The 17,812-nt window shown below is 69.2% G+C and carries 17 protein-coding genes; 12 read left to right on the forward strand and 5 right to left on the reverse strand.

What is annotated here, in order from left to right; all coding sequences use genetic code 11:
- Positions 1–9 precede the first annotated feature (9 nt).
- From ACX1D0_RS05995 to ACX1D0_RS06035, 9 genes are read left to right on the forward strand one after another with little or no spacing between them, the layout of a single operon-like run.
- Positions 10–459 carry a BMC domain-containing protein gene (locus ACX1D0_RS05995; RefSeq protein WP_459019967.1) on the forward strand — a complete coding sequence of 150 codons (450 nt, stop codon included), beginning with the start codon at positions 10–12 and terminating at the stop codon, positions 457–459.
- Positions 456–728, forward strand: coding sequence for a BMC domain-containing protein (locus ACX1D0_RS06000; protein WP_459019968.1), 273 nt, complete (start codon positions 456–458; stop codon positions 726–728). Before ACX1D0_RS05995 ends, ACX1D0_RS06000 begins: the two co-directional genes overlap by 4 nt.
- 1 nt (position 729) lies before the next feature.
- Positions 730–1,365, forward strand: coding sequence for a phosphate propanoyltransferase (gene pduL / locus ACX1D0_RS06005; protein ID WP_459019969.1), 636 nt, complete (start codon positions 730–732; stop codon positions 1,363–1,365).
- Positions 1,366–1,369: 4 nt separating this feature from the next.
- The gene (gene eutJ / locus ACX1D0_RS06010) at positions 1,370–2,191 is read left to right on the forward strand and encodes an ethanolamine utilization protein EutJ (RefSeq protein WP_459019970.1); all 822 of its coding nucleotides are present in this window, start codon (positions 1,370–1,372) and stop codon (positions 2,189–2,191) included.
- Positions 2,188–2,925, forward strand: a complete 738-nt coding sequence (locus ACX1D0_RS06015) for a flavoprotein (protein ID WP_459019971.1) — start codon at positions 2,188–2,190, stop codon at positions 2,923–2,925. The genes eutJ and ACX1D0_RS06015 overlap by 4 nt, the downstream gene beginning before the upstream one ends.
- 1 nt (position 2,926) lies before the next feature.
- Positions 2,927–3,199 carry a EutN/CcmL family microcompartment protein gene (locus tag ACX1D0_RS06020; RefSeq protein ID WP_459019972.1) on the forward strand — a complete coding sequence of 91 codons (273 nt, stop codon included), beginning with the start codon at positions 2,927–2,929 and terminating at the stop codon, positions 3,197–3,199.
- A 2-nt stretch (positions 3,200–3,201) separates the two neighbouring features.
- A complete protein-coding gene (locus ACX1D0_RS06025) occupies positions 3,202–4,212 on the forward strand; it encodes a cob(I)yrinic acid a,c-diamide adenosyltransferase (RefSeq protein ID WP_459019973.1) in 1,011 nt (336 codons plus the stop codon).
- Positions 4,209–5,600: an aldehyde dehydrogenase family protein gene (locus ACX1D0_RS06030; RefSeq protein ID WP_459019974.1), complete on the forward strand. Its 1,392-nt coding sequence runs from the start codon at positions 4,209–4,211 to the stop codon at positions 5,598–5,600. The genes ACX1D0_RS06025 and ACX1D0_RS06030 overlap by 4 nt, the downstream gene beginning before the upstream one ends.
- Positions 5,597–6,580, forward strand: a complete 984-nt coding sequence (locus ACX1D0_RS06035; RefSeq protein WP_459019975.1) for a malate dehydrogenase — start codon at positions 5,597–5,599, stop codon at positions 6,578–6,580. The genes ACX1D0_RS06030 and ACX1D0_RS06035 overlap by 4 nt, the downstream gene beginning before the upstream one ends.
- A 9-nt stretch (positions 6,581–6,589) precedes the next feature.
- Here ACX1D0_RS06035 and lepA read toward each other — a convergent pair whose 3' ends face one another.
- Complete coding sequence (lepA, locus tag ACX1D0_RS06040; protein ID WP_459019976.1) at positions 6,590–8,425, reverse strand: translation elongation factor 4; 1,836 nt, start codon at positions 8,423–8,425, stop codon at positions 6,590–6,592.
- A 176-nt stretch (positions 8,426–8,601) separates the two neighbouring features.
- Between lepA and rpsT the strand changes: the two genes are divergently transcribed.
- Positions 8,602–8,862: a 30S ribosomal protein S20 gene (gene rpsT, locus ACX1D0_RS06045; RefSeq protein ID WP_459019977.1), complete on the forward strand. Its 261-nt coding sequence runs from the start codon at positions 8,602–8,604 to the stop codon at positions 8,860–8,862.
- A 69-nt stretch (positions 8,863–8,931) separates the two neighbouring features.
- Here the strand turns inward: rpsT and holA are convergent, their stop codons facing one another.
- Both holA and ACX1D0_RS06055 read right to left on the reverse strand, forming a co-directional pair.
- The gene (gene holA / locus ACX1D0_RS06050) at positions 8,932–9,900 is read right to left on the reverse strand and encodes a DNA polymerase III subunit delta (RefSeq protein WP_459019978.1); all 969 of its coding nucleotides are present in this window, start codon (positions 9,898–9,900) and stop codon (positions 8,932–8,934) included.
- A 40-nt stretch (positions 9,901–9,940) separates the two neighbouring features.
- Complete coding sequence (locus tag ACX1D0_RS06055) at positions 9,941–12,277, reverse strand: ComEC/Rec2 family competence protein (RefSeq protein ID WP_459019979.1); 2,337 nt, start codon at positions 12,275–12,277, stop codon at positions 9,941–9,943.
- Positions 12,278–12,387: 110 nt separating this feature from the next.
- Here ACX1D0_RS06055 and ACX1D0_RS06060 point away from each other — a divergent pair, with 110 nt between their 5' ends.
- Together ACX1D0_RS06060 and ACX1D0_RS06065 are read left to right on the forward strand one after the other, a co-directional pair.
- On the forward strand, positions 12,388–13,605 hold the full coding sequence (locus ACX1D0_RS06060; protein WP_459019980.1) for an FAD-dependent oxidoreductase: 1,218 nt from the start codon (positions 12,388–12,390) through the stop codon (positions 13,603–13,605).
- The gene (locus tag ACX1D0_RS06065) at positions 13,602–14,471 is read left to right on the forward strand and encodes a glycosyltransferase family 2 protein (protein WP_459019981.1); all 870 of its coding nucleotides are present in this window, start codon (positions 13,602–13,604) and stop codon (positions 14,469–14,471) included. The genes ACX1D0_RS06060 and ACX1D0_RS06065 overlap by 4 nt, the downstream gene beginning before the upstream one ends.
- A 22-nt stretch (positions 14,472–14,493) precedes the next feature.
- Here ACX1D0_RS06065 and ACX1D0_RS06070 read toward each other — a convergent pair whose 3' ends face one another.
- Both ACX1D0_RS06070 and leuS read right to left on the reverse strand, forming a co-directional pair.
- Entirely contained in the window at positions 14,494–15,276 is a 783-nt protein-coding gene (locus ACX1D0_RS06070; protein WP_459019982.1) for a ComEA family DNA-binding protein, read from the reverse strand.
- Between the two features lie 60 nt (positions 15,277–15,336).
- On the reverse strand, positions 15,337–17,802 hold the full coding sequence (leuS, locus tag ACX1D0_RS06075; protein WP_459019983.1) for a leucine--tRNA ligase: 2,466 nt from the start codon (positions 17,800–17,802) through the stop codon (positions 15,337–15,339).
- Positions 17,803–17,812: the final 10 nt, after the last annotated feature.

Here is a 17,812-nt window from a genome sequence, read left to right on the forward strand (position 1 = left end):
GGACCCACCATGCAAGCGCTAGGGACGATCGAGGTCGTCGGTCTCGCCGCCGGCATCGAGGCCGCTGACGTAGCCTGCAAGGCCGCCAACGTCGAACTGGTCGGCTACGAGCTGGCCAAGGGTGGCGGCTACGTCACCATCAAGGTCCTCGGCCAGGTCGGCGCGGTCAACGCCGCGATCGACGCCGCCGCGGTCGCCGCCGCGCGCGTCAGCCGCGTGGTGAGCAAGCTCGTCATCGCCCGTCCCTCGGACCAGGTCGAGTCGATGGTCTTCAACCGCACCACCGTCGGCTACCACCCCGACGAGCCGGTGCCCTCCGCAGCGCCCCCAGCTGTCGAGGAGCCCACCGCCGCGCCCGAGATACCTCAGGCAGACCCCACCCCAGAACCCGCCGCGGCACCCGCCCCGGCGACGGCGGACTCCCCCGCCATCACCACCAGCAGGAGGAAGCAAGCATGAGCCAAGCGCTCGGTCTCGTCGAGACCAAAGGATTCGTCGGGGCCATCGAGGCCGCCGACGCCATGACCAAGTCCGCCAACGTCACGCTGATCGGCAGCGAGAAGATCGGTGCCGGCTTCGTCACCGTGATGGTCCGCGGTGACGTCGGCGCCGTCAAGGCTGCCGTCGACGCCGGTTCGGCAGCCGCCGCGAAGGTCGGCGAGCTCGTCAGCCAGCACGTCATCCCGCGTCCCCACGCAGACGTCGAGAAGCTGCTCCCGAAGGCCTGAGATGACCGAAGCCCAGCTGATCTCCGAGATCGCCGAGAGGGTCCTCACCAGACTGTGTGAGGCGGACCCGAATCGCGTGATCGTCGGCATCTCGAACCGGCACGTGCACCTGTCCGACGCCGACTTTCTCACGCTGTTCGGCTACCCCCGGCCGAACGTGCGGAAGATGGTGCGGCAACGCGGCGAGTTCGCCGCGGAGGAGACAGTCACGCTGCATGGGCCCAAGGGCTCCATGGAACGGGTGCGCGTCATGGGGCCCAACCGCCCCGCGACGCAGGTCGAGCTCAGTCGCACGGACGCCTACGCGCTGGGTGTCGCGGCACCGATGGCCCAGTCGGGTCGGCTGGACGACGCCGCGCCGATCGAGATCTCGGGACCAGCTGGGCGGGTGGCGTCCACCAACGCGGCGATCGTCGCAGGACGCCATATCCACATGAGTCCCGCCGACGCGGCCGCGCTGGGGCTCGCCGACCAGGACCGCGTCAGCGTGCTCTTCGAGGGCGAGCGCGGCGGCCGCCTGGACCACTTCCTCATCCGCGTGAAGGACTCCTACCTCGCCGAACTGCACCTCGACACCGACGAAGGCAACGCCGTCGGCGCCCGGACCGGCGACTACGTGCGCATTGTGAAGGACTGATCCCATGCTCGCCTCCCCCAGCCGCCACCTGCAGACGTTCGCACACCTCGTGCGCACCGAGCAGGTCGCCCCCGGCTCCGGCGCACTGCGCCTCGGCGTCGACCTCGGCACGGCCAACATCGTGCTCGGGGTGGTCGACGACGCCGGCGCGCCCGTGGCTGGGGCGTGGCGTCGCGCCACCGTGGTGCGCGACGGAGTGGTGGTGGACTGGCTCGGCGCCGTCCGGATCGTCGCCGCGCTCAAGACGTCATTGGAGGAGAGGATCGGCACCCGCTTCGAGCGCGCCACCGTCGCCGCACCGCCGGGCATCGACGCCGGCACCGCGAAGGTGTTCGGCAACGTGCTGGAGTCCTGCGGGCTGCAGACCGCGGAGATCGTCGACGAACCGGTGGCGGCCGCGACCGCGCTCGGGGTGCGCGACGGCACCGTCATCGACGTCGGCCACGGCACCACCGGCGTCTCGCTGCTGCGCGACGGGCAAGTGGAGTTCTCCATCGATGAGGCCACCGGCGGCCACCACATGACCCTGGTCATCTCCGGCGCTCTCGGGATGGACTACGCCGACGCCGAGGACTTCAAGCGTGACCCGGCCAACGCCGAGCTGGTGTTCGGCCTGATCCGCCCCACTTTAGAGAAGATGGCCACCATCGCCCGTGACGCCCTCCGCGGCGCCGGTGACCCCGGGGCCATCCACCTGGTCGGCGGATCGAGCTCCTTCCCCCGGGCCGCCGAGGTCTTCGACGATGTGCTCGGCCACGACGTCGTGCGCTCCGTCGAACCGCTGTTCCCCACCCCACTCGGCACCGCGATGCGGAGGACCCCATGAACGAATCGCAGCTGCGAGACCTCATCCGTGAGGTGATCGTCGGCCTCATGCCCCAGCGGGTCGCTCCCAGTCCCTCGTCGACGACCGGGCTCGTGCTGTTCACCGGCGCCCTGCTCGGCTTCGAGGAGGCCTGCGCCTCGCTCACCCGCCTGAATCCCCAGATGTCGCTGGACTGGATCCAGACGGACTCGGCCCGCAGGGTCCTGGACCAGGACACGATCGCGGGCATCGGCATGACCCCGGCGGACAAGTCGCTGGTGGCCAGCCACGACCTCCTCATCGTGCCCACGCTCACCGTCAACATGGTCGCGAAGGTGGTCCACGGCGTCGGCGACTGTCTGGCCTCCAACGTCATCGCCGAGTTCATCATGAGCGGCAAGCCCGTCGTGGTGGTCACCAACGCCGCCTGCCCGGACAGCGAGGGCAAGCGTTCCTGGTTTCCCCACATGCCCTCCGGCTACCAGGCGATGCTCCGGAAGAACCTCGCCACGCTGCGGTCCTTCGGGGTGCAGCTGTCCGACGCGTCGCGTCTCGACAGGGCGGTTCTGCGCCAGGCCGGAGGTGCGGGCAGCGCCCCACAGCCGGATGCCCCGGCCGAGCGCGTGGTCACGGAGGCCACCGTCGCGGCCAGGGCTGACGGCGCCATCATCCGACTCCACCCCCGCGCCATCGTCACCGACCTCGCCCGCGAGGCCGCCGCGAAGCGCCACATCACTCTGCAGGAAGGGTCCTGACATGTACCTCGCCAAGGTGATCGGCACCGTCGTGTCGACGAGCAAGGACGAACGTCTCATCGGCTTCAAGCTGATGCTGACCCGCCGCGTCGACGAGAACGGCGAGGCCACGGGTTCGCCCGAGGTGTGTGTGGACACGGTGGGCGCGGGCACCGGGGAGACCGTCATCGTGACCAAGGGCTCCTCCGCCCGGTTCGCCGCGGATCGCCCCCAGGCCCCCCTCGACGCCACCATCGTGGGGATCGTCGACGCCGTCGAGATCGAGAACGCCTAGTCATGCCCGCCGTCTACACCCGCACCGGAGACCGGGGCGACACCGGGCTCTTCGGAGGATCGCGCGTGGCGAAGCAGAGCCTGCGCGTCGAGGCCTACGGAACCGTCGACGAGGCCAACGCTGCGGTCGGGGCGGCCAAGGCGGGCCTCGACGATGGCCCCTGGCGCGCCCGGCTCCATCAGGTGCAGCAGCGACTCTTCGTCCTGGCCGCAGAACTCGCCAGCGACGCCAAAGGCACAGCCACGCTCGCCGACACCGTCGGCGACGCGGACATCACCGACCTCGAGCGGCTCATCGACGACTGCCTGGCCATCACCGGACCCCAGCGCGCCTTCGTGGTGCCCGGGCGCGATCAGCGCTCGTCGGCATTCCACCAGGCGCGGACTGTGGTGCGCCGAGCCGAGCGCCGCACCCTTACCCTCTCCGAGTCCGAGCCGGTGCGCCCGGAGCTCATCAAGTACCTCAACCGGCTCTCCGACGCCGTCTACGCGATGGCTCGCCTCACGGAGACGTGGGCGGACCGCGACCGGATCGAGCGCATGGTCCGCGCCGCGGTGGCAGCCTCCCTCAGCGGCCCCGCAGACCGCGCGGTCCTGTCCGCCGATGCCTGCCTGGGCCGCGCGAAGGAGTTGGCTGATGCCGCCGAACGTCGGGCGGCGCAACTGAACGTGCCCGTCGTGGTGGCTGTCGTCGACGCCGCCGGCAACCCGGTTCTTCTGCACCGTATGACGGGGTCGCTGCTCGCCTCACTCGACATCGCCGCCAACAAGGCCTGGAGTGCAGCCGCGTTCAGGACCTCCACGTCCGAGCTGGGCCGGTTGGCCGGTGATGGTGGACCGCTTCCGGGCCTGGCCGACGGCAACGCGGGCCGCGTCGTACTGTTCGGCGGCGGCATGCCGCTCTTCGACGGCCCGACCCTCGCGGGAGGCTTCGGCGTCTCTGGCGGCACCGTCGAACAGGACTCCGACATTGTGAGTTATGCACTGAACGCTGTGATGGGAGAACAATCATGAAGCTGGATCCTGCTCTGCTCGAAGCGACGATCCGCCGGGTGCTGGCCAAGCTACCGTCCGACGGGGACACCACAGGCGACGGCGTCTTCGCCGACATGGACTCGGCTATCGCGGCCGCTGCCAAGGCGTCACGGGAGTACCTCACCCGGTCGATGTCGGACCGGCGCCGCTACGTCGCGGCCGTCCGCGAGGTCATGCTGCGCCCCGAGAATCTTGACTACATGGCCGTTGAGGCGGTTCAGCAGACGGGGATGGGCGACGTCGCGCACAAGTACCTCAAGAACAAGCTGGCGGCGGAGCTGACCCCGGGAGTCGAGGACCTGGTCACCGAGGCCTACTCCGGCGATGACGGGCTGACCACCGTCGAGTACTCCGCCTTCGGAGTGATCGGCGCCATCACCCCCACCACCAATCCCACGGAGACCATCACCTGCAACAGCATCGGGTTGCTGGCCGCCGGTAACGCCGTGGTGTTCAGTCCGCATCCGAGGGCCCGGGACCTCTCCGTCTGGCAGGTCAAGCAGATCAACCGGGCGCTCTCCGCCGTCGGCGCCCCGGAGAACCTGGTGGTGACGGTCGCCGAACCCTCCATCGAGAACACCACCGCGATGATCGCGCACGAGGACGTGCGCATGATCGTGGCCACAGGTGGTCCCGGCATCGTCAAGACGGTGCTCAGCTCGGGCAAGAAGGCCATCGGCGCAGGCGCTGGCAACCCTCCCGTGGTGGTCGACGACACCGCCGACATCGACCGCGCCGCCAAGTGCATCGTCGACGGGGCCAGCTTCGACAACAACCTCCCGTGCACCTCGGAGAAGGAGATCGTCGCCGTCGACGCGATCGCCGACCTGCTGAAGTTCTCCATGGTCAAGCACGGCGCCTACGAGCTGAACGCCGACGAGCGGGCCCGCGTCGAGGGCGTCATCCTCACCGCCCGCGGCACCCCGGCCGTCGAATGGATGGGCAAGCCGGCCTCAGCGATCCTGAAGGCCATCGGGGTGGAGCCCCCGGCGGGCGTGCGGCTGCTCGTCTGCGAGGCTGACCGGGACCACCCGTTCGTGGTGCACGAGCTGATGATGCCGGTGATCGGGATGGTCCGCGCGGCGGATGTGGACGCGGCCATCGACCTGGCCTGCGAGCTCGAGCACGGAAACCGGCACACCGCCATCATGCATTCGCGCGACGTGTCTCACCTGACCAGGATGGCCAAGCGCATCCAGACCACGATCTTCGTCAAGAACGGATCCTCCTTCAACGGCATCGGGATCGGCGGCGAGGGCTACTGCACCTTCACCATCGCGGGCCCCACGGGTGAAGGACTGACCCGGGCCAGGAACTTCGCACGCCTGCGCCGCTGCGTCCTCGTCGGCGACCTGAACGTCCGGTGACCATGGCGCCGATCAGGATCGCGGTCACCGGCGCGGCCGGTCAGATCGGCTATTCGCTGGTCTACCGGATCGCCGCGGGCGATGTGTTCGGGGACCGGCAGGTCGAGCTCCGGCTGCTGGACCTGCCCGCGGCCATGCCCGCGCTGGCCGGCGTCGCCATGGAGCTGGAGGACTGCGCCTCCCCCGTCCTGGCCGGCGTAGAAGTGGGCGACGACCCCCGCCGACTCTTCGACGGGGTCAACGTGGCGATGCTGGTGGGCGCCTCACCGCGCAAGGCCGGGATGGAACGCTCTGACCTGCTTCAGGCCAATGGGGCGATCTTCGCGACGCAGGGCAAGGCGCTGGCTGCCGCTGCCGCCAGTGACCTGAGGGTCGTGGTGACCGGCAATCCCGCCAACACGAACGCGCTGATCGCCCAGCGCAACGCCCACGGGGTTCCGCCCGAGCGCTTCAGTGCCCTGACCCGTCTGGACCACAACCGTGCGGTCTCGCTCCTGGCCCGGCGGACCCGACGTCGGCCTGACGAGGTCACCAGGATGACCATCTGGGGCAACCACTCCACTACCCAGTACGCGGATGTCTACCATGCCCGGATCTGCGGGCGTCCCGCGGCAGACTGGGTCGACGACGGATGGGTGGCCTTCGACTATCTCCCCGAGGTGGCCCGCCGGGGGGCGTCCGTCATCGCCGCCCGGGGGAAGTCCAGTGCCGCCTCGGCGGCCAACGCGACCATCGAGCACGTGCGCGACTGGTTCGCTGGGACCCCGGCCGACGACTGGACCTCGATGGCGGTGGTGAGCGACGGCTCCTACCGGGTGCCGGAGGGGCTCGTGAGTTCCTTCCCTGTCACCACCAACGACGGCTCCTGGAGCATCGTGCAGGGCCTCACCCACAGCGCCTTCTCCCGCGCGAAGATCGACGCCTCGGTGGCGGAACTCCGGTCCGAGGAGGCCGCCGTTGCCCGGCTGGGCCTGATCTGAGCCCGGCGCTCAGGCCTTCTTCGCAGTGGACTCGTTGGTCGACAGCGCGGCGACGAATGCCTCCTGGGGCACTTCGACGCGTCCGACCATCTTCATCCGCTTCTTGCCCTCCTTCTGCTTCTCCAGCAGCTTGCGCTTGCGGGAGATGTCGCCGCCGTAGCACTTGGCGAGCACGTCCTTGCGGATGGCGCGGATGGTCTCCCGCGCGATCACCCGGGAACCGATCGCGGCCTGGATGGGCACCTCGAACTGCTGGCGCGGGATGAGTTCCTTCAGCTTGGAGGCCATCAGGAGCCCGTAGGAGTAAGCCTTGTCCTTGTGCACGATCGCGGAGAAGGCATCGACGGGGTCGCCGTGCAGAAGGATGTCGACCTTGACCAGATCCGAGGTCTCCTCGCCGTCGGGCTCGTAGTCGAGCGACGCGTAGCCCTTCGTGCGCGACTTCAGGGCGTCGAAAAAGTCGAAGATGATCTCACCCAGCGGCAACGTGTAGCGGATCTCGACGCGGTCCTCGCTGAGATAGTCCAGACCACGCTGGATGCCGCGTCGGGTCTGGCACAGCTCGAGGATGGTGCCGATGTACTCCGAGGGCGCCAGGATGGTGCTGCGCACCACCGGCTCGTACACCTCCGCGATCTTTCCTTCCGGGTACTCCGACGGGTTGGTGACCGTGTGCTCGGAGCCGTCCTCCATCACCACCCGGTACACCACGTTCGGGGCGGTGGAGATGAGGTCGAGGTTGAACTCCCGCTCCAGGCGCTCGCGCACGATCTCCATGTGAAGGAGTCCGAGGAAGCCGATCCGGAACCCGAAGCCGAGGGCACTGGAACTCTCCGGCTCGTAGGTGAGCGCGGCGTCATTGAGCTGGAGCTTCTCCAAGGCCTCCCGCAGCACGCCGAAATCATCGCCGTCGATGGGGTACAGACCGGCGTAGACCATGGGGTTGGGATGCCGGTAACCGGCGAGGGCCGTGGTGGCGGGGTGCGCGTCCACGGTGACGGTGTCGCCCACGCGGGACTGCCGCACATCCTTGACACCCGTGATGAGGTAGCCGACCTCGCCCACGCCGATGGCGTCGGTCTTGACCGGGTCCGGGGCGATGACCCCCACCTCGAGCAGGTCGTGGGTGGCCTTGGTGGACATCATCCGGATGCGCTCGCGGTGGCTCAGCTCACCGTCGATCACCCGGACGTAGGTGACCACGCCGCGGTAGGTGTCGTAGACCGAGTCGAAGATGAGTGCGCGTGCGGGTGCGTTCGGATCGCCCTGGGGGGCGGGGACCTGGTCGACCACGACGTCGAGGAGTTCCGCCACGCCCTGGCCCGTCTTGCCGGACACCCGGAGCACCTCGTCCGGTTCGCAGCCGATGATCCCGGCCAGCTCCGCGGCGTACTTGTCGGGGTTGGCGCCGGGGAGGTCGATCTTGTTCAGCACGGGGACGACGTGCAGGTTCGCCTCCAGGGCCAGGTAGAGGTTGGCCAGGGTCTGCGCCTCGATCCCCTGAGCGGCGTCCACCAGCAGGATGGCCCCTTCGCAGGCCTGCAGCGATCGGGACACCTCGTAGGTGAAGTCCACGTGGCCAGGCGTGTCGATCATGTTGAGGACGTGGGTGACCCCGTCCTTGATCCACGGCATGCGCACGGCCTGCGACTTGATGGTGATACCGCGCTCACGCTCGATGTCCATCCGGTCCAGGTACTGCGCGCGCATCTGCCTGCCCGCGACGACACCGGTCAACTGCAGCATGCGGTCCGCCAGGGTGGACTTCCCGTGGTCGATGTGCGCGATGATGGAGAAGTTGCGGATGATGGCAGGGTCGGTCTTGCCTGGGCGCGGAGCGGGCATGCATCTCCTCGTCGGTGAACACGGGACAGGTCATCGTCTCACGGATCCCCGCAGGGGTCGAACCACTCGGCGGCGGTCCGTGATTTTGTCAGGCCGGACCCGCTCGGGTAATCTAGAGCGTCGCGTGTCCCACGCACCTTGACCGAAACATCATCACCCGTAAAGAGGCTTGCCCAGTGGCGAACATCAAGTCCCAGAAGAAGCGCATCAAGACCAACGAGATCTCTCGGCAGCGCAACAAGGCCGTGAAGTCGGCCCTGCGCACGCATGTCCGTAACTTCCGCACGGCTCTTGCCGCGGGTGAGGCCGAGAAGGCCACCGAGTTCGCCAAGGCCGCGAACCGCGCCCTGGACAAGGCCGTCAGCAAGGGTGTCATCCACTCGAACCAGGCCGCGAACCGCAAGTCGGCCATCTCGTCGGCCGTCGCCGCTCTCTGACGCGCTCCGCGTCGCCCGGACCAGCGCCTTGACCCTCGGTCGTCAAGGCGCTGTTCTGCGTGCCGGCGGTCAGTGCCGGCGCAGCTTCAGGATGCCCAGGACCATCCGCTCGAGGGCGAAGTCCGCGTTCGTGGCGGCACCTTTGATCTCGCCGTCGGCGACGGCGATGAGGCGAATGGCCTCCGCCACGCCCCCCGCCTGCCAGTTGCGCGACGTCCGGGCGTAGTCCTTCAGCTTCCACGGCGGCAATCCGAGCTGCCGGGCCAGATCGGCGTCGCTCATGCGCGACCCCTGCGCCTCCACGTACCTGCCCATCCCGCGGAACGCCCCGGCCATGGCGCTGGTGATGAGCACCGTCGCCACCCCGGTGCCCAGCGCCCACCGCAACCGCTCGAGGGCCAGGCTGGTGTTTCCGGCGAGCACGGCGTCCGCGACGGCGAAGCTCGTCACCTCGGCCCGCCCCGCGAAATAGCGCTTGACGAGCGCGGCGTCGATCTCACCGGTATCCGCATCGGAGGCGAGCTGCCCGACGGCGGCCGCGAGGCTCCGGAGGTCGTGCCCGACGGAGGCCACGAGCTCACCGGCCGCGTCCTGACCGATCCGCAGGCCCAGCCGCCGCGCTTCGTCGGCGACGAACTTCGGCAGCTCCCAGGCCTTCCACGCGGCCACGGTCTCGGTGCGCACCTTGGCCTTCTTGAGCTTGTCGATCAGAGCCTTGCCCTTCATGCCGCCCTGATGGACGAGGATGAGGCACAGCTCCTCAGGTGGGTCGACGGCGACGGCCACCAGTTGGTCGACCACCGCCGGCGGGCACGCCCCGACGTCGTCGATGACGGCCACGATGTGGGTGGAGAACAGCGACCCCCCGATCACCTCGGAGAGCATCGAGTTCTCGAGGGCATCGGCTGTGATCTCGTTGATGTCCGCCTCGGGGTGGGCCGCCAGCGCACGGGCCTTGGTGTCCGCGACGAGGCGCTGCGCCAGCAGGCTCTCGGGCCCGGTGATCAGCAGCGAGGTCCCGAACGGCGAAGAAGTCACGCGCCCTAGCATGCCAGTGACCGGCGACGATCCGCGCGTCCTACTCCCCACGCCACGTCCGGGCCACAAGACGATCGCCGTCCAGCGCGACCGCGATCGCCCCATGCTGATCCGTGCGGAGCACCCGCATGCCGTGATCCTGGGCCAACCTCACCGTCACCTGCGCCGGATGCCCGTAGTCGTTGTCCAGTCCGGCGGATGCCACGGCCAGCGTCGCGCCGGTCTCGGCGAAGAGCCTGGGTTCCTGCCTGGACGAGCCGTGGTGGGGCATCTTCAGCACGTGCGCCGCGAGCGGGACGCCGTGGAGACGCGCGCTGCGCAGCGCCGCCGCCTGCCCCGCCGGCTCCGTGTCACCGGCCAGGAGCAGGGTCAGTCCCCGGACCGACACCACGCCGACCACCGACGCGTCATTCTCGGCGACACCCTCCCCCTCCGCCTCAGGGACCGCACCACCGGCCGGCTCCCAGACCGAGGCCGTCCGCCACCGCACCTCCCCCACGTTGAGGTCCTCTCCTGGGCGCGCCGGACGCACTTCCGCGCCGACGGCCCCTGCCGCCTCGCCGAGCCAGGGCGGCGGTGGCCCCGCGCGCGTCAGGATGAGGGCGGGACGGTACCGGGCGATCACCGCAGCCGCCCCGCCGGTATGGTCCGCGTGCCAGTGCGTGAGGATGAGCAAGGGCACCGACGTCACACCCAGACCGGCGAGACAGTCCGCCGTCGCCTTCACGTCCGGGCCGGCGTCCACGAGCACGGCAGCTCCCTCCCCCGCCCTCAGCACCGTCGCATCACCCTGATCCACGTCGCAGAACACCGCCGACCACGGGCCCGGCCACCCTGGCGGCGCGGGACGCACCAGGCAGGCGAGGATGAGGACGGCCGCGACGAGGAGGGCTCCCAGCGGTGTCCGGAGCAGAGTGGGCAGCAGCATGACCAACGCTGCCACGGCGACGACGACCACTGCCACTGCCGCGGGCCGGGCCTGCCACTCCCACGCGGGAGTGGGGAGGGAGCTTCCCGCCTCGGCGAGCCAGATGATGGGCTGGGCGCACCACCCGGCCAGCCATCCCGGTCCGGCCGCGAGGACGGGAATCCAGCACAGCATGGCGGCGGCCAGACCCAGCACGGTGGTGGGGCCCACGAAGGGCCCGGCCAGTGCGTTGGTGATCACCCCCACCACTGACACCTGGTCACTGATCAGGGTGACCAGTGGCTGGGTGGCCATCTGGGCGCTGAGGGGAACGGCCACCGCCTCGGCTGCCCAGCGCGGGGCCCACCGGGTCATCGCGCCGACGAGCGGCGGCCCCAGGAGCACGATGCCCGCGCAGGCGAACACGGACAACCCGAAGCCCACCGACCGCCCGAGCCACGGGTCCAGCCACAGCAGCGCCAGAACGGCGACGCTGAGCGCCCGCACGCTGCGTCGTCCGGTGCCGACTCCGATCGCGGCGAGCGCCACGAGGCCCATCGCCGTGGCACGCAGCACCGAAGGCTCCTGCCCACAGACCACAACGAAGGCAGCCACCCCGCCCACGGCAGCCAGCCGAACGGCCCACCCGCGGAGACCGACGGCGCGGACGGCCGTCAGAACTACGGACAGCATCAGGGTCAGGTTCGCTCCCGACACGGCCATGAGGTGCGTCAGCCCGGTCACCTGGAACCGGTGCCGCATGTCGTCGTCCACGCCGGAGGTATCCCCCACCACCAGGGAAGGCACCAGCGCCGCCTGGCTCGGCGGCGAGTGGGCCACCGCATCCCGCAGGCCCCGGCGCATGGCGGTGGCCGACGCGTCGAGCAGGCTGGGGCGGCGCACCACGTCACGCAATGAACGCAGGCTGAGAACCGCAGCGACCGCCTCCTCCGGCCGGGGCGCCCCAAGGCGTACCGTCGCGATGTACTGCGCGCCCACCTCGGCGTCGAGCAGCTGTGCGCCCGGGGTGCCCGTGGCGAGAACAACCACCGGCACCGATGCGCTGATCCGGCGCCCACGGGCCTCGACGTGCACCAGCTCTGCCCGTGCGACGGTTGTGCCCGAGGAGAGCTGAGGCTCGGCGAGGAGCTGGACTCTGACGGTGCCGATGGCCCTGTCCCTGGCCAGCTCCGCCACAGGTGAGTTGTGCCGCTGCCACGACTGCCATCCCGACGTGAGACAGGTCACCGCGAAGACCACGACCACAAGGCAGGTCCAGAGCCGGCCGAGGCGGGCGGCCACCAGGGCGATGAGCGCCAGCCCCACCACGAGGGCACCCAACGGTCCCGACTCCGGTCTCCACCCCGCAGTGGCGATCCAGGAAGCCGCCCACGCCGCGGCGGCTACCGGAACCAGGCGCCAGTCGTGGCCGTTCGACCTGCTCTGCTCATCACGCTCTGCGGGCTGCATGCCCCACTATCTGCACAGCGCAGCTCCTGTTCCCACGACCTGTTCCGGCTGTGGAGAACCGTTGCTACGCTTCGCCAGAGGGCCCTTTCAGGGCCCGGGCAGGGAGAGCCATGGCTGCCAAGCCCCGACTCCGGGTGGGACTTCTGGGCGCAGGCGTCATGGGGTCGTGTCTGGCCATGAATCTGGCCCGGCTCGGGGCTGACGTCACGCTGATCGACCGGAATCCCCAGCCGATGCAGGAGGCGAGCCGATACAACGAGGGGAAGATCCACCTCGGCTACCTGTACGGCGCTGACACCACGCTGAGCACTGCCCGGCACGTTCTCCCGGGCGGACTGGCGTTCGCCCGGCTCATCTCCCCACTCATCGGGAGTGATATCCGGGCCCATGCCACAACCAGCGATGACATCTACCTCGTCGATCAGGACTCCCTGATCGACGCCGAGGCGCTGGGGGCGCAGTTCGACGCCGTCAGCGACCTCGTCCGGCACCATCCCGAGGCGGCCGGCTACCTGACGGACGTGTCGAACGCCGCAGTGTCGCGGCTGTCGCGGGTGGAGTTGGAGAACATCGCTTCAGATCGGATCACCGCGGGATACCGAGTGCCCGAGCGTTCGGTCGACACCGGTTGGGTGGCCGATGCACTCGCCGAGGCGGTGATGGCCACCCCGCAGGTCACCTTCCTGCCTGGGATCACGGTGACGGGCGTCGCGCCGGGTGTCGACGAGGACACGATCGCGGTCTACGGCACTCCCGGATTTGAGGACCGCTTCGACGTGGTCGTCAACGCATTGTGGGGCGGACGGGTAGAGATCGACCTGACAGCGGGCCTGAGGCCTGCCCGAGGATGGACCCATCGGGTCAGATGGTGTCTCTTCGTGCGAACGACCGCCCGCGTCGATGTCCCCAGCGCGATCGTCGCCCTCGGCCCGTTCGGGGACATCAAGAACTACAACGGCCACGACTTCTACCTGTCCTGGTACCCGTCGGGACTGGTGGCGCACGGCACCGACGTCGTCCTCGAAGCGCCCGCACTCCCGACAGGGCCGGCCCGCGTGCAGTTCATCGAGGATGTGCGTGCCGGGCTCTGCGGCGCCATTCCCCGCGTCGGCGACGTTCTCGACGCAGCCGAGTCCATCACCGTGGCCGGCGGACACGTCTTCGCCGAAGGGCTCGGATCCATCGGCGAGCGGTCGTCGGATCTGCACAGGCGCGACCGTTTCGGCGTCACCCGCCTCGGCAACTATGTGTCGGTGGACACGGGCAAGTTCTCGACCGCCCCCTGGCTCGCAGACCGTCTTGCCCGCCAGCTGATGGGCGTGACGTGACGAGCCCAACGGCGCACGGTGCGGTACCCACCCACCCGCTCGTGACCGCACTGGTGCCGACCTACAACGGGGCGGCGTTCATCCAGCGCACACTGGACAGCCTGGCGGCGCAGACCTGGCCGCATCTGGAGATACTCATCGGCGACGACTGCTCGACAGACGACACGCTGAACATCGTCAGCGCCTTCGCTGAGGGGCGCGATGACACACGGGTCGTCCGCCGGATCACGAACCTGGGCTGGCTCGCCAACAGCAACGACCTCATGAGCCGGGCCCACGGGGAGTTCATGTTCTTCGCCTTCCACGACGACGTCATCGCACCGGAGTACACCGAGCGCCTCGCCGCGGCGCTGTTGTCGGCCCCCGACGCGGTGCTGGCATTCAGCGACATGACGGTGACGCAGGTGGACGGCTCAGTCACCACACACGTGTTCGACGACCTCTCGAGCCGGCGCTGGGCAGCGGGGCGTGGGATCGCTCTGGCGCTGCGTCCCCCGAACTGGTGGGTGCCGAATCGTGGCGTCTTCCGGAGCTCTGCCTACCGTCGGGTGGGCGGCATACACCGCAACGAGTCCGGCGAGTACTCGGCCGATTGGACGTGGCTCCTCCATCTGTCCCTCCTCGGCCGATTCATCCGCGTCCCGGTGCCGATGTGCCACAAGTTCTACACGGTGTCCAGTCTGAGCAAGACCTGGGCGCACGACCCGGAGCATCGCACCGCCCTGCTGAGGGCTGGTGTGGCCGAGGTCAATGGCAGCTCGACCTCCGCGGTGACCCGGCTCGTCGTGTTGTGTCCGCTCCTCTTCAGCCTGTACGCGCCATCCTGGCTCCGGGACCTGGCGAAGCGGGTCATGGGGATGCGCTGACGACCCACGGACGGCCGGTGGGCTAGACCCTGACGAGCGCCCGCAGCTTCTCGAAGGTCTTGGGCCCGATGCCGCTGACCTCCTGCAGCTCCTCGATGACGGTGAAGCCTCCGTTCTCCTCACGCCAGGCCACGATGCTGCCCGCCGTCACCGGCCCGATGCCGGGCAACGACTCCAGTTCCGAGGCGGAGGCGGAGTTCAGGTCCACCGCGCCGTCTCCCTCGGACCCACCACCCGACGTGGCGGCAGGACCGTGCACCTCGCCCTGCGGTTGGTCTTCGGTGCCGATGAGGATCTGCATCCCGTCGCTGACCGGGGCGGCCAGATTGAGCTGCGCGGGATCAGCGCCGCCGTCCAGCCCGCCGGCCGCGGCGATGGCGTCCTGCACGATCGAGCCCTCTGCCAGCGAGACCACACCGGGCTGCACCACCGCTCCGGCCACATGAACGCGCAACATCACGGGCGGACCGGGGCTCGGCGTGGGTGGCTGAGGGGCCGCCGACACGGAGACGGGCGCGAGGGGAATCTCGGTGGCCGAGGATCTGGCCAGCGCCGCGACGGCCACGCCCACTCCGCAGAGAAGAAGCACCGCGACCACCCACAGGTGTTTCAGCGTGAGTGGCCGCCGCGGTGGAAGACCGGAACCGCTCACGCGCGCGGATAGGGGCTCAAGCAGCTCTGTGGACGGCGCGGGTACCGGCTCTGCCTCCACCGCGGCGCGCCTGGGCCCGCACAGCGGGGGCCGCCCCGCGCTCACGAACGCCAGACGGGCCCGGGCAAGCTCGTCTGCCTGACGCGGATCCATGCCTCCTTGTTCGGCGGCTCCGCGCCCCATTTTCCATCCCCGCCGAGGGGTGTGGAGAACTCAGCTGGGGACGAGGCTGAGCATCTTGGGCAACCTCGCGATGACCTTGGCGATCCCGCGCCCGTCCAGCGACCGCTGGACGCCGGGATCCGCCATCGCTGCAGCCAGTGCGTCGTCCTCGGAGATGTCGGTGGGCACCTCGATCTTGGCCCGGATCTTGCCCTGGATCTGCACCACCATGGTCACGGTGTCGTCGACGGTGAGGGCCGGATCCGCCGTCGGCCACGAGCTGTGGGCCACCGAGGGCGCGTGACCGAGCATCTCCCACATCTCCTCAGCCACGTAGGGTGCCACCACGCTCAGCGCCTGCGCCACGAACTCGGCGGCCTCCCGGACCGCGGGATCTGCAGGACCGGCGGAGCCGTCGATGGACTTGCGAGTGGCGTTGACCAACTCCATCACCCGGGCGACGGCCACGTTGAACCGCCCCGAGTCCAGCAGCATGGACACCTCCCCGATGGCCTTGTGGGTGGCCTTCCGCAACGCCGGGTCCCCGAGCGAGACATCGGCATGACGCGTCGAGGTCACGTCCGCGGCGATGCGGTGGGCGCGCTGCAGGAATTTGAGGCTGGATGCGGGCGACAGGTCCGCCCAGTCGATGTCGTCCTCCGGCGGGCCGGCGAACACCATGGTCAGCCGGACCGCGTCCACGCCGAACTCGTCGATCTGCCTGCCGAGGTCCACGCCATTGCCCAGCGATTTACTCATGGCCTTGCCCTGGTTGATGACCTGACCCTGGTTCAGCAGACGCAGCATGGGTTCGTCGAAGTCCACCAGACCCATGTCGCGCAGGACCTTGGAGAAGAAGCGCATGTAGAGCAGGTGCAGGATGGCGTGCTCGACGCCCCCCACGTACTGCGCCACGGGCATCCAGCGCCTCACGTCGTCCGGGTCGAAGGGGCCCTTGTCGTACCCCGGCGAGCAGTAGCGGAAGAAGTACCACGACGAGTCCACGAAGGTGTCCATGGTATCCGTGTCCCGCTGAGCGGGGCCCCCACATCGCGGGCACTGGGTCGAGACCCAGTCCGTGGCCGAGGCCAGTGGCGACGTCCCCTTCGGGGCCAGCGCAGCACCGCGGAGGTCAGGCAGCCGGACCGGCAGCTGATCATCCGGGACGGGCACCTCACCGCAGGCGTCACAGTGCACGACGGGAATGGGGCAACCCCAGAACCGCTGCCTGGACAGCAGCCAGTCACGCAGGCGGAACTGGATGGTGCCAGTGCCTAGGCCGTCGGATTCCAGCTGTCCGATGATCCGCGCCACGCCAGAGGTCTTGTCCGCCAGGCCGTCCAGGATGCCGGAGTTGATGTAGGCGCCGTCGCCATTGGTGGCCACACCGGTGTGTTCCGGATCCGTGCCGTCGACATCGATGACGGTGCGCACCGGGAGCCCGTACTGGCGTGCGAAGTCCAGGTCGCGTTGGTCGTGGGCGGGGACGGCCATGATGGCGCCGGTGCCGTAATCGGCAAGGACGTAATCGGCGGCCCAGATGGGGATCCGCTCCCCGTTGACCGGGTTGACGGCGTGGCGCCCGAGCCACACCCCCGTCTTCACCCGTTCGCTGGACTGCCGCTCGATCTCCGTCTCCTTCTTGACCTGTTCCAGGTAGGTCTCGAAGGTGGCCCGCTCCTCCTCGGTCACGAGCTCCGCGGCCAGCGGTGCGTCGGGGGCGACGACCATGAAGGTGGCGCCGAACAGCGTGTCCGGGCGGGTGGTGAACACTGTGATGGGTTCACTGCGGCCCTCGACGGCGAACCTCACGTGTGCGCCCTCGGATCGGCCGATCCAGTTGCGCTGCATGGCCAGCACATGGTCCGGCCAGCCTCCCTCCAACTGCTCCATGTCGTCGAGCAGCTGCTGCGCGTAATCCGTGATCTTGAAGTACCACTGGTTCAGCTTGCGCTTGGTGACTTCGGTCTTGCAGCGCTCGCACCGGCCGTCGACGACCTGCTCATTGGCCAGCACGGTCTGGTCCGTGGGACACCAGTTGACGAACGAGTCCTTCCGGTAGGCCAGTCCGCGCTCGTAGAAGCGGTTGAAGAGCCACTGCGTCCACTTGTAGTAGTCCTCGTCGGAGGTGTGCAGGCGGCGCGACCAGTCGAAGCTGAGCCCGTAGCGCTTGAAGGACCGGGCCTGGGTCTCGATGTTGTTGTAGGTCCAGGTGGCCGGATGAGAGTCCGCCTTGATGGCCGCGTTCTCCGCCGGCAGCCCGAACGAGTCCCAGCCGATGGGGTGCATGACGTCGTAGCCCTTGAGCCGCCAGTACCTGGCCAGCACGTCCGCCATGGCGTAGGCCTCCGCGTGACCCATGTGCAGGTCTCCCGAGGGATAGGGGAACATGTCCAGCACGTAGCGCCGCTCGCGGCTGCCGTCGTCGAGGGGCCGGAAAGTGTCGTTCTCCTCCCAGAAGGCCTGCCACTTCTCCTGGGCCTGGACCTTGTCGTAGTGTCCCGCCTCTTGGCTCACGACTCTCTCC

It is taken from the genome of Tessaracoccus pujii, assembly GCF_054483895.1.

Coding starts and splice junctions, on each gene's coding strand:
- ACX1D0_RS05995 (WP_459019967.1), top strand. CDS start 10: ATGCAAGCGCTAGGGACGATCGAGGTCGTCGGTCTCGCCGCCGGCATC.
- ACX1D0_RS06000 (WP_459019968.1), top strand. CDS start 456: ATGAGCCAAGCGCTCGGTCTCGTCGAGACCAAAGGATTCGTCGGGGCC.
- pduL (WP_459019969.1), top strand. CDS start 730: ATGACCGAAGCCCAGCTGATCTCCGAGATCGCCGAGAGGGTCCTCACC.
- eutJ (WP_459019970.1), top strand. CDS start 1,370: ATGCTCGCCTCCCCCAGCCGCCACCTGCAGACGTTCGCACACCTCGTG.
- ACX1D0_RS06015 (WP_459019971.1), top strand. CDS start 2,188: ATGAACGAATCGCAGCTGCGAGACCTCATCCGTGAGGTGATCGTCGGC.
- ACX1D0_RS06020 (WP_459019972.1), top strand. CDS start 2,927: ATGTACCTCGCCAAGGTGATCGGCACCGTCGTGTCGACGAGCAAGGAC.
- ACX1D0_RS06025 (WP_459019973.1), top strand. CDS start 3,202: ATGCCCGCCGTCTACACCCGCACCGGAGACCGGGGCGACACCGGGCTC.
- ACX1D0_RS06030 (WP_459019974.1), top strand. CDS start 4,209: ATGAAGCTGGATCCTGCTCTGCTCGAAGCGACGATCCGCCGGGTGCTG.
- lepA (WP_459019976.1), bottom strand. CDS start 8,425: ATGCCCGCTCCGCGCCCAGGCAAGACCGACCCTGCCATCATCCGCAAC.
- ACX1D0_RS06055 (WP_459019979.1), bottom strand. CDS start 12,277: ATGCAGCCCGCAGAGCGTGATGAGCAGAGCAGGTCGAACGGCCACGAC.
- ACX1D0_RS06060 (WP_459019980.1), top strand. CDS start 12,388: ATGGCTGCCAAGCCCCGACTCCGGGTGGGACTTCTGGGCGCAGGCGTC.
- ACX1D0_RS06070 (WP_459019982.1), bottom strand. CDS start 15,276: ATGGATCCGCGTCAGGCAGACGAGCTTGCCCGGGCCCGTCTGGCGTTC.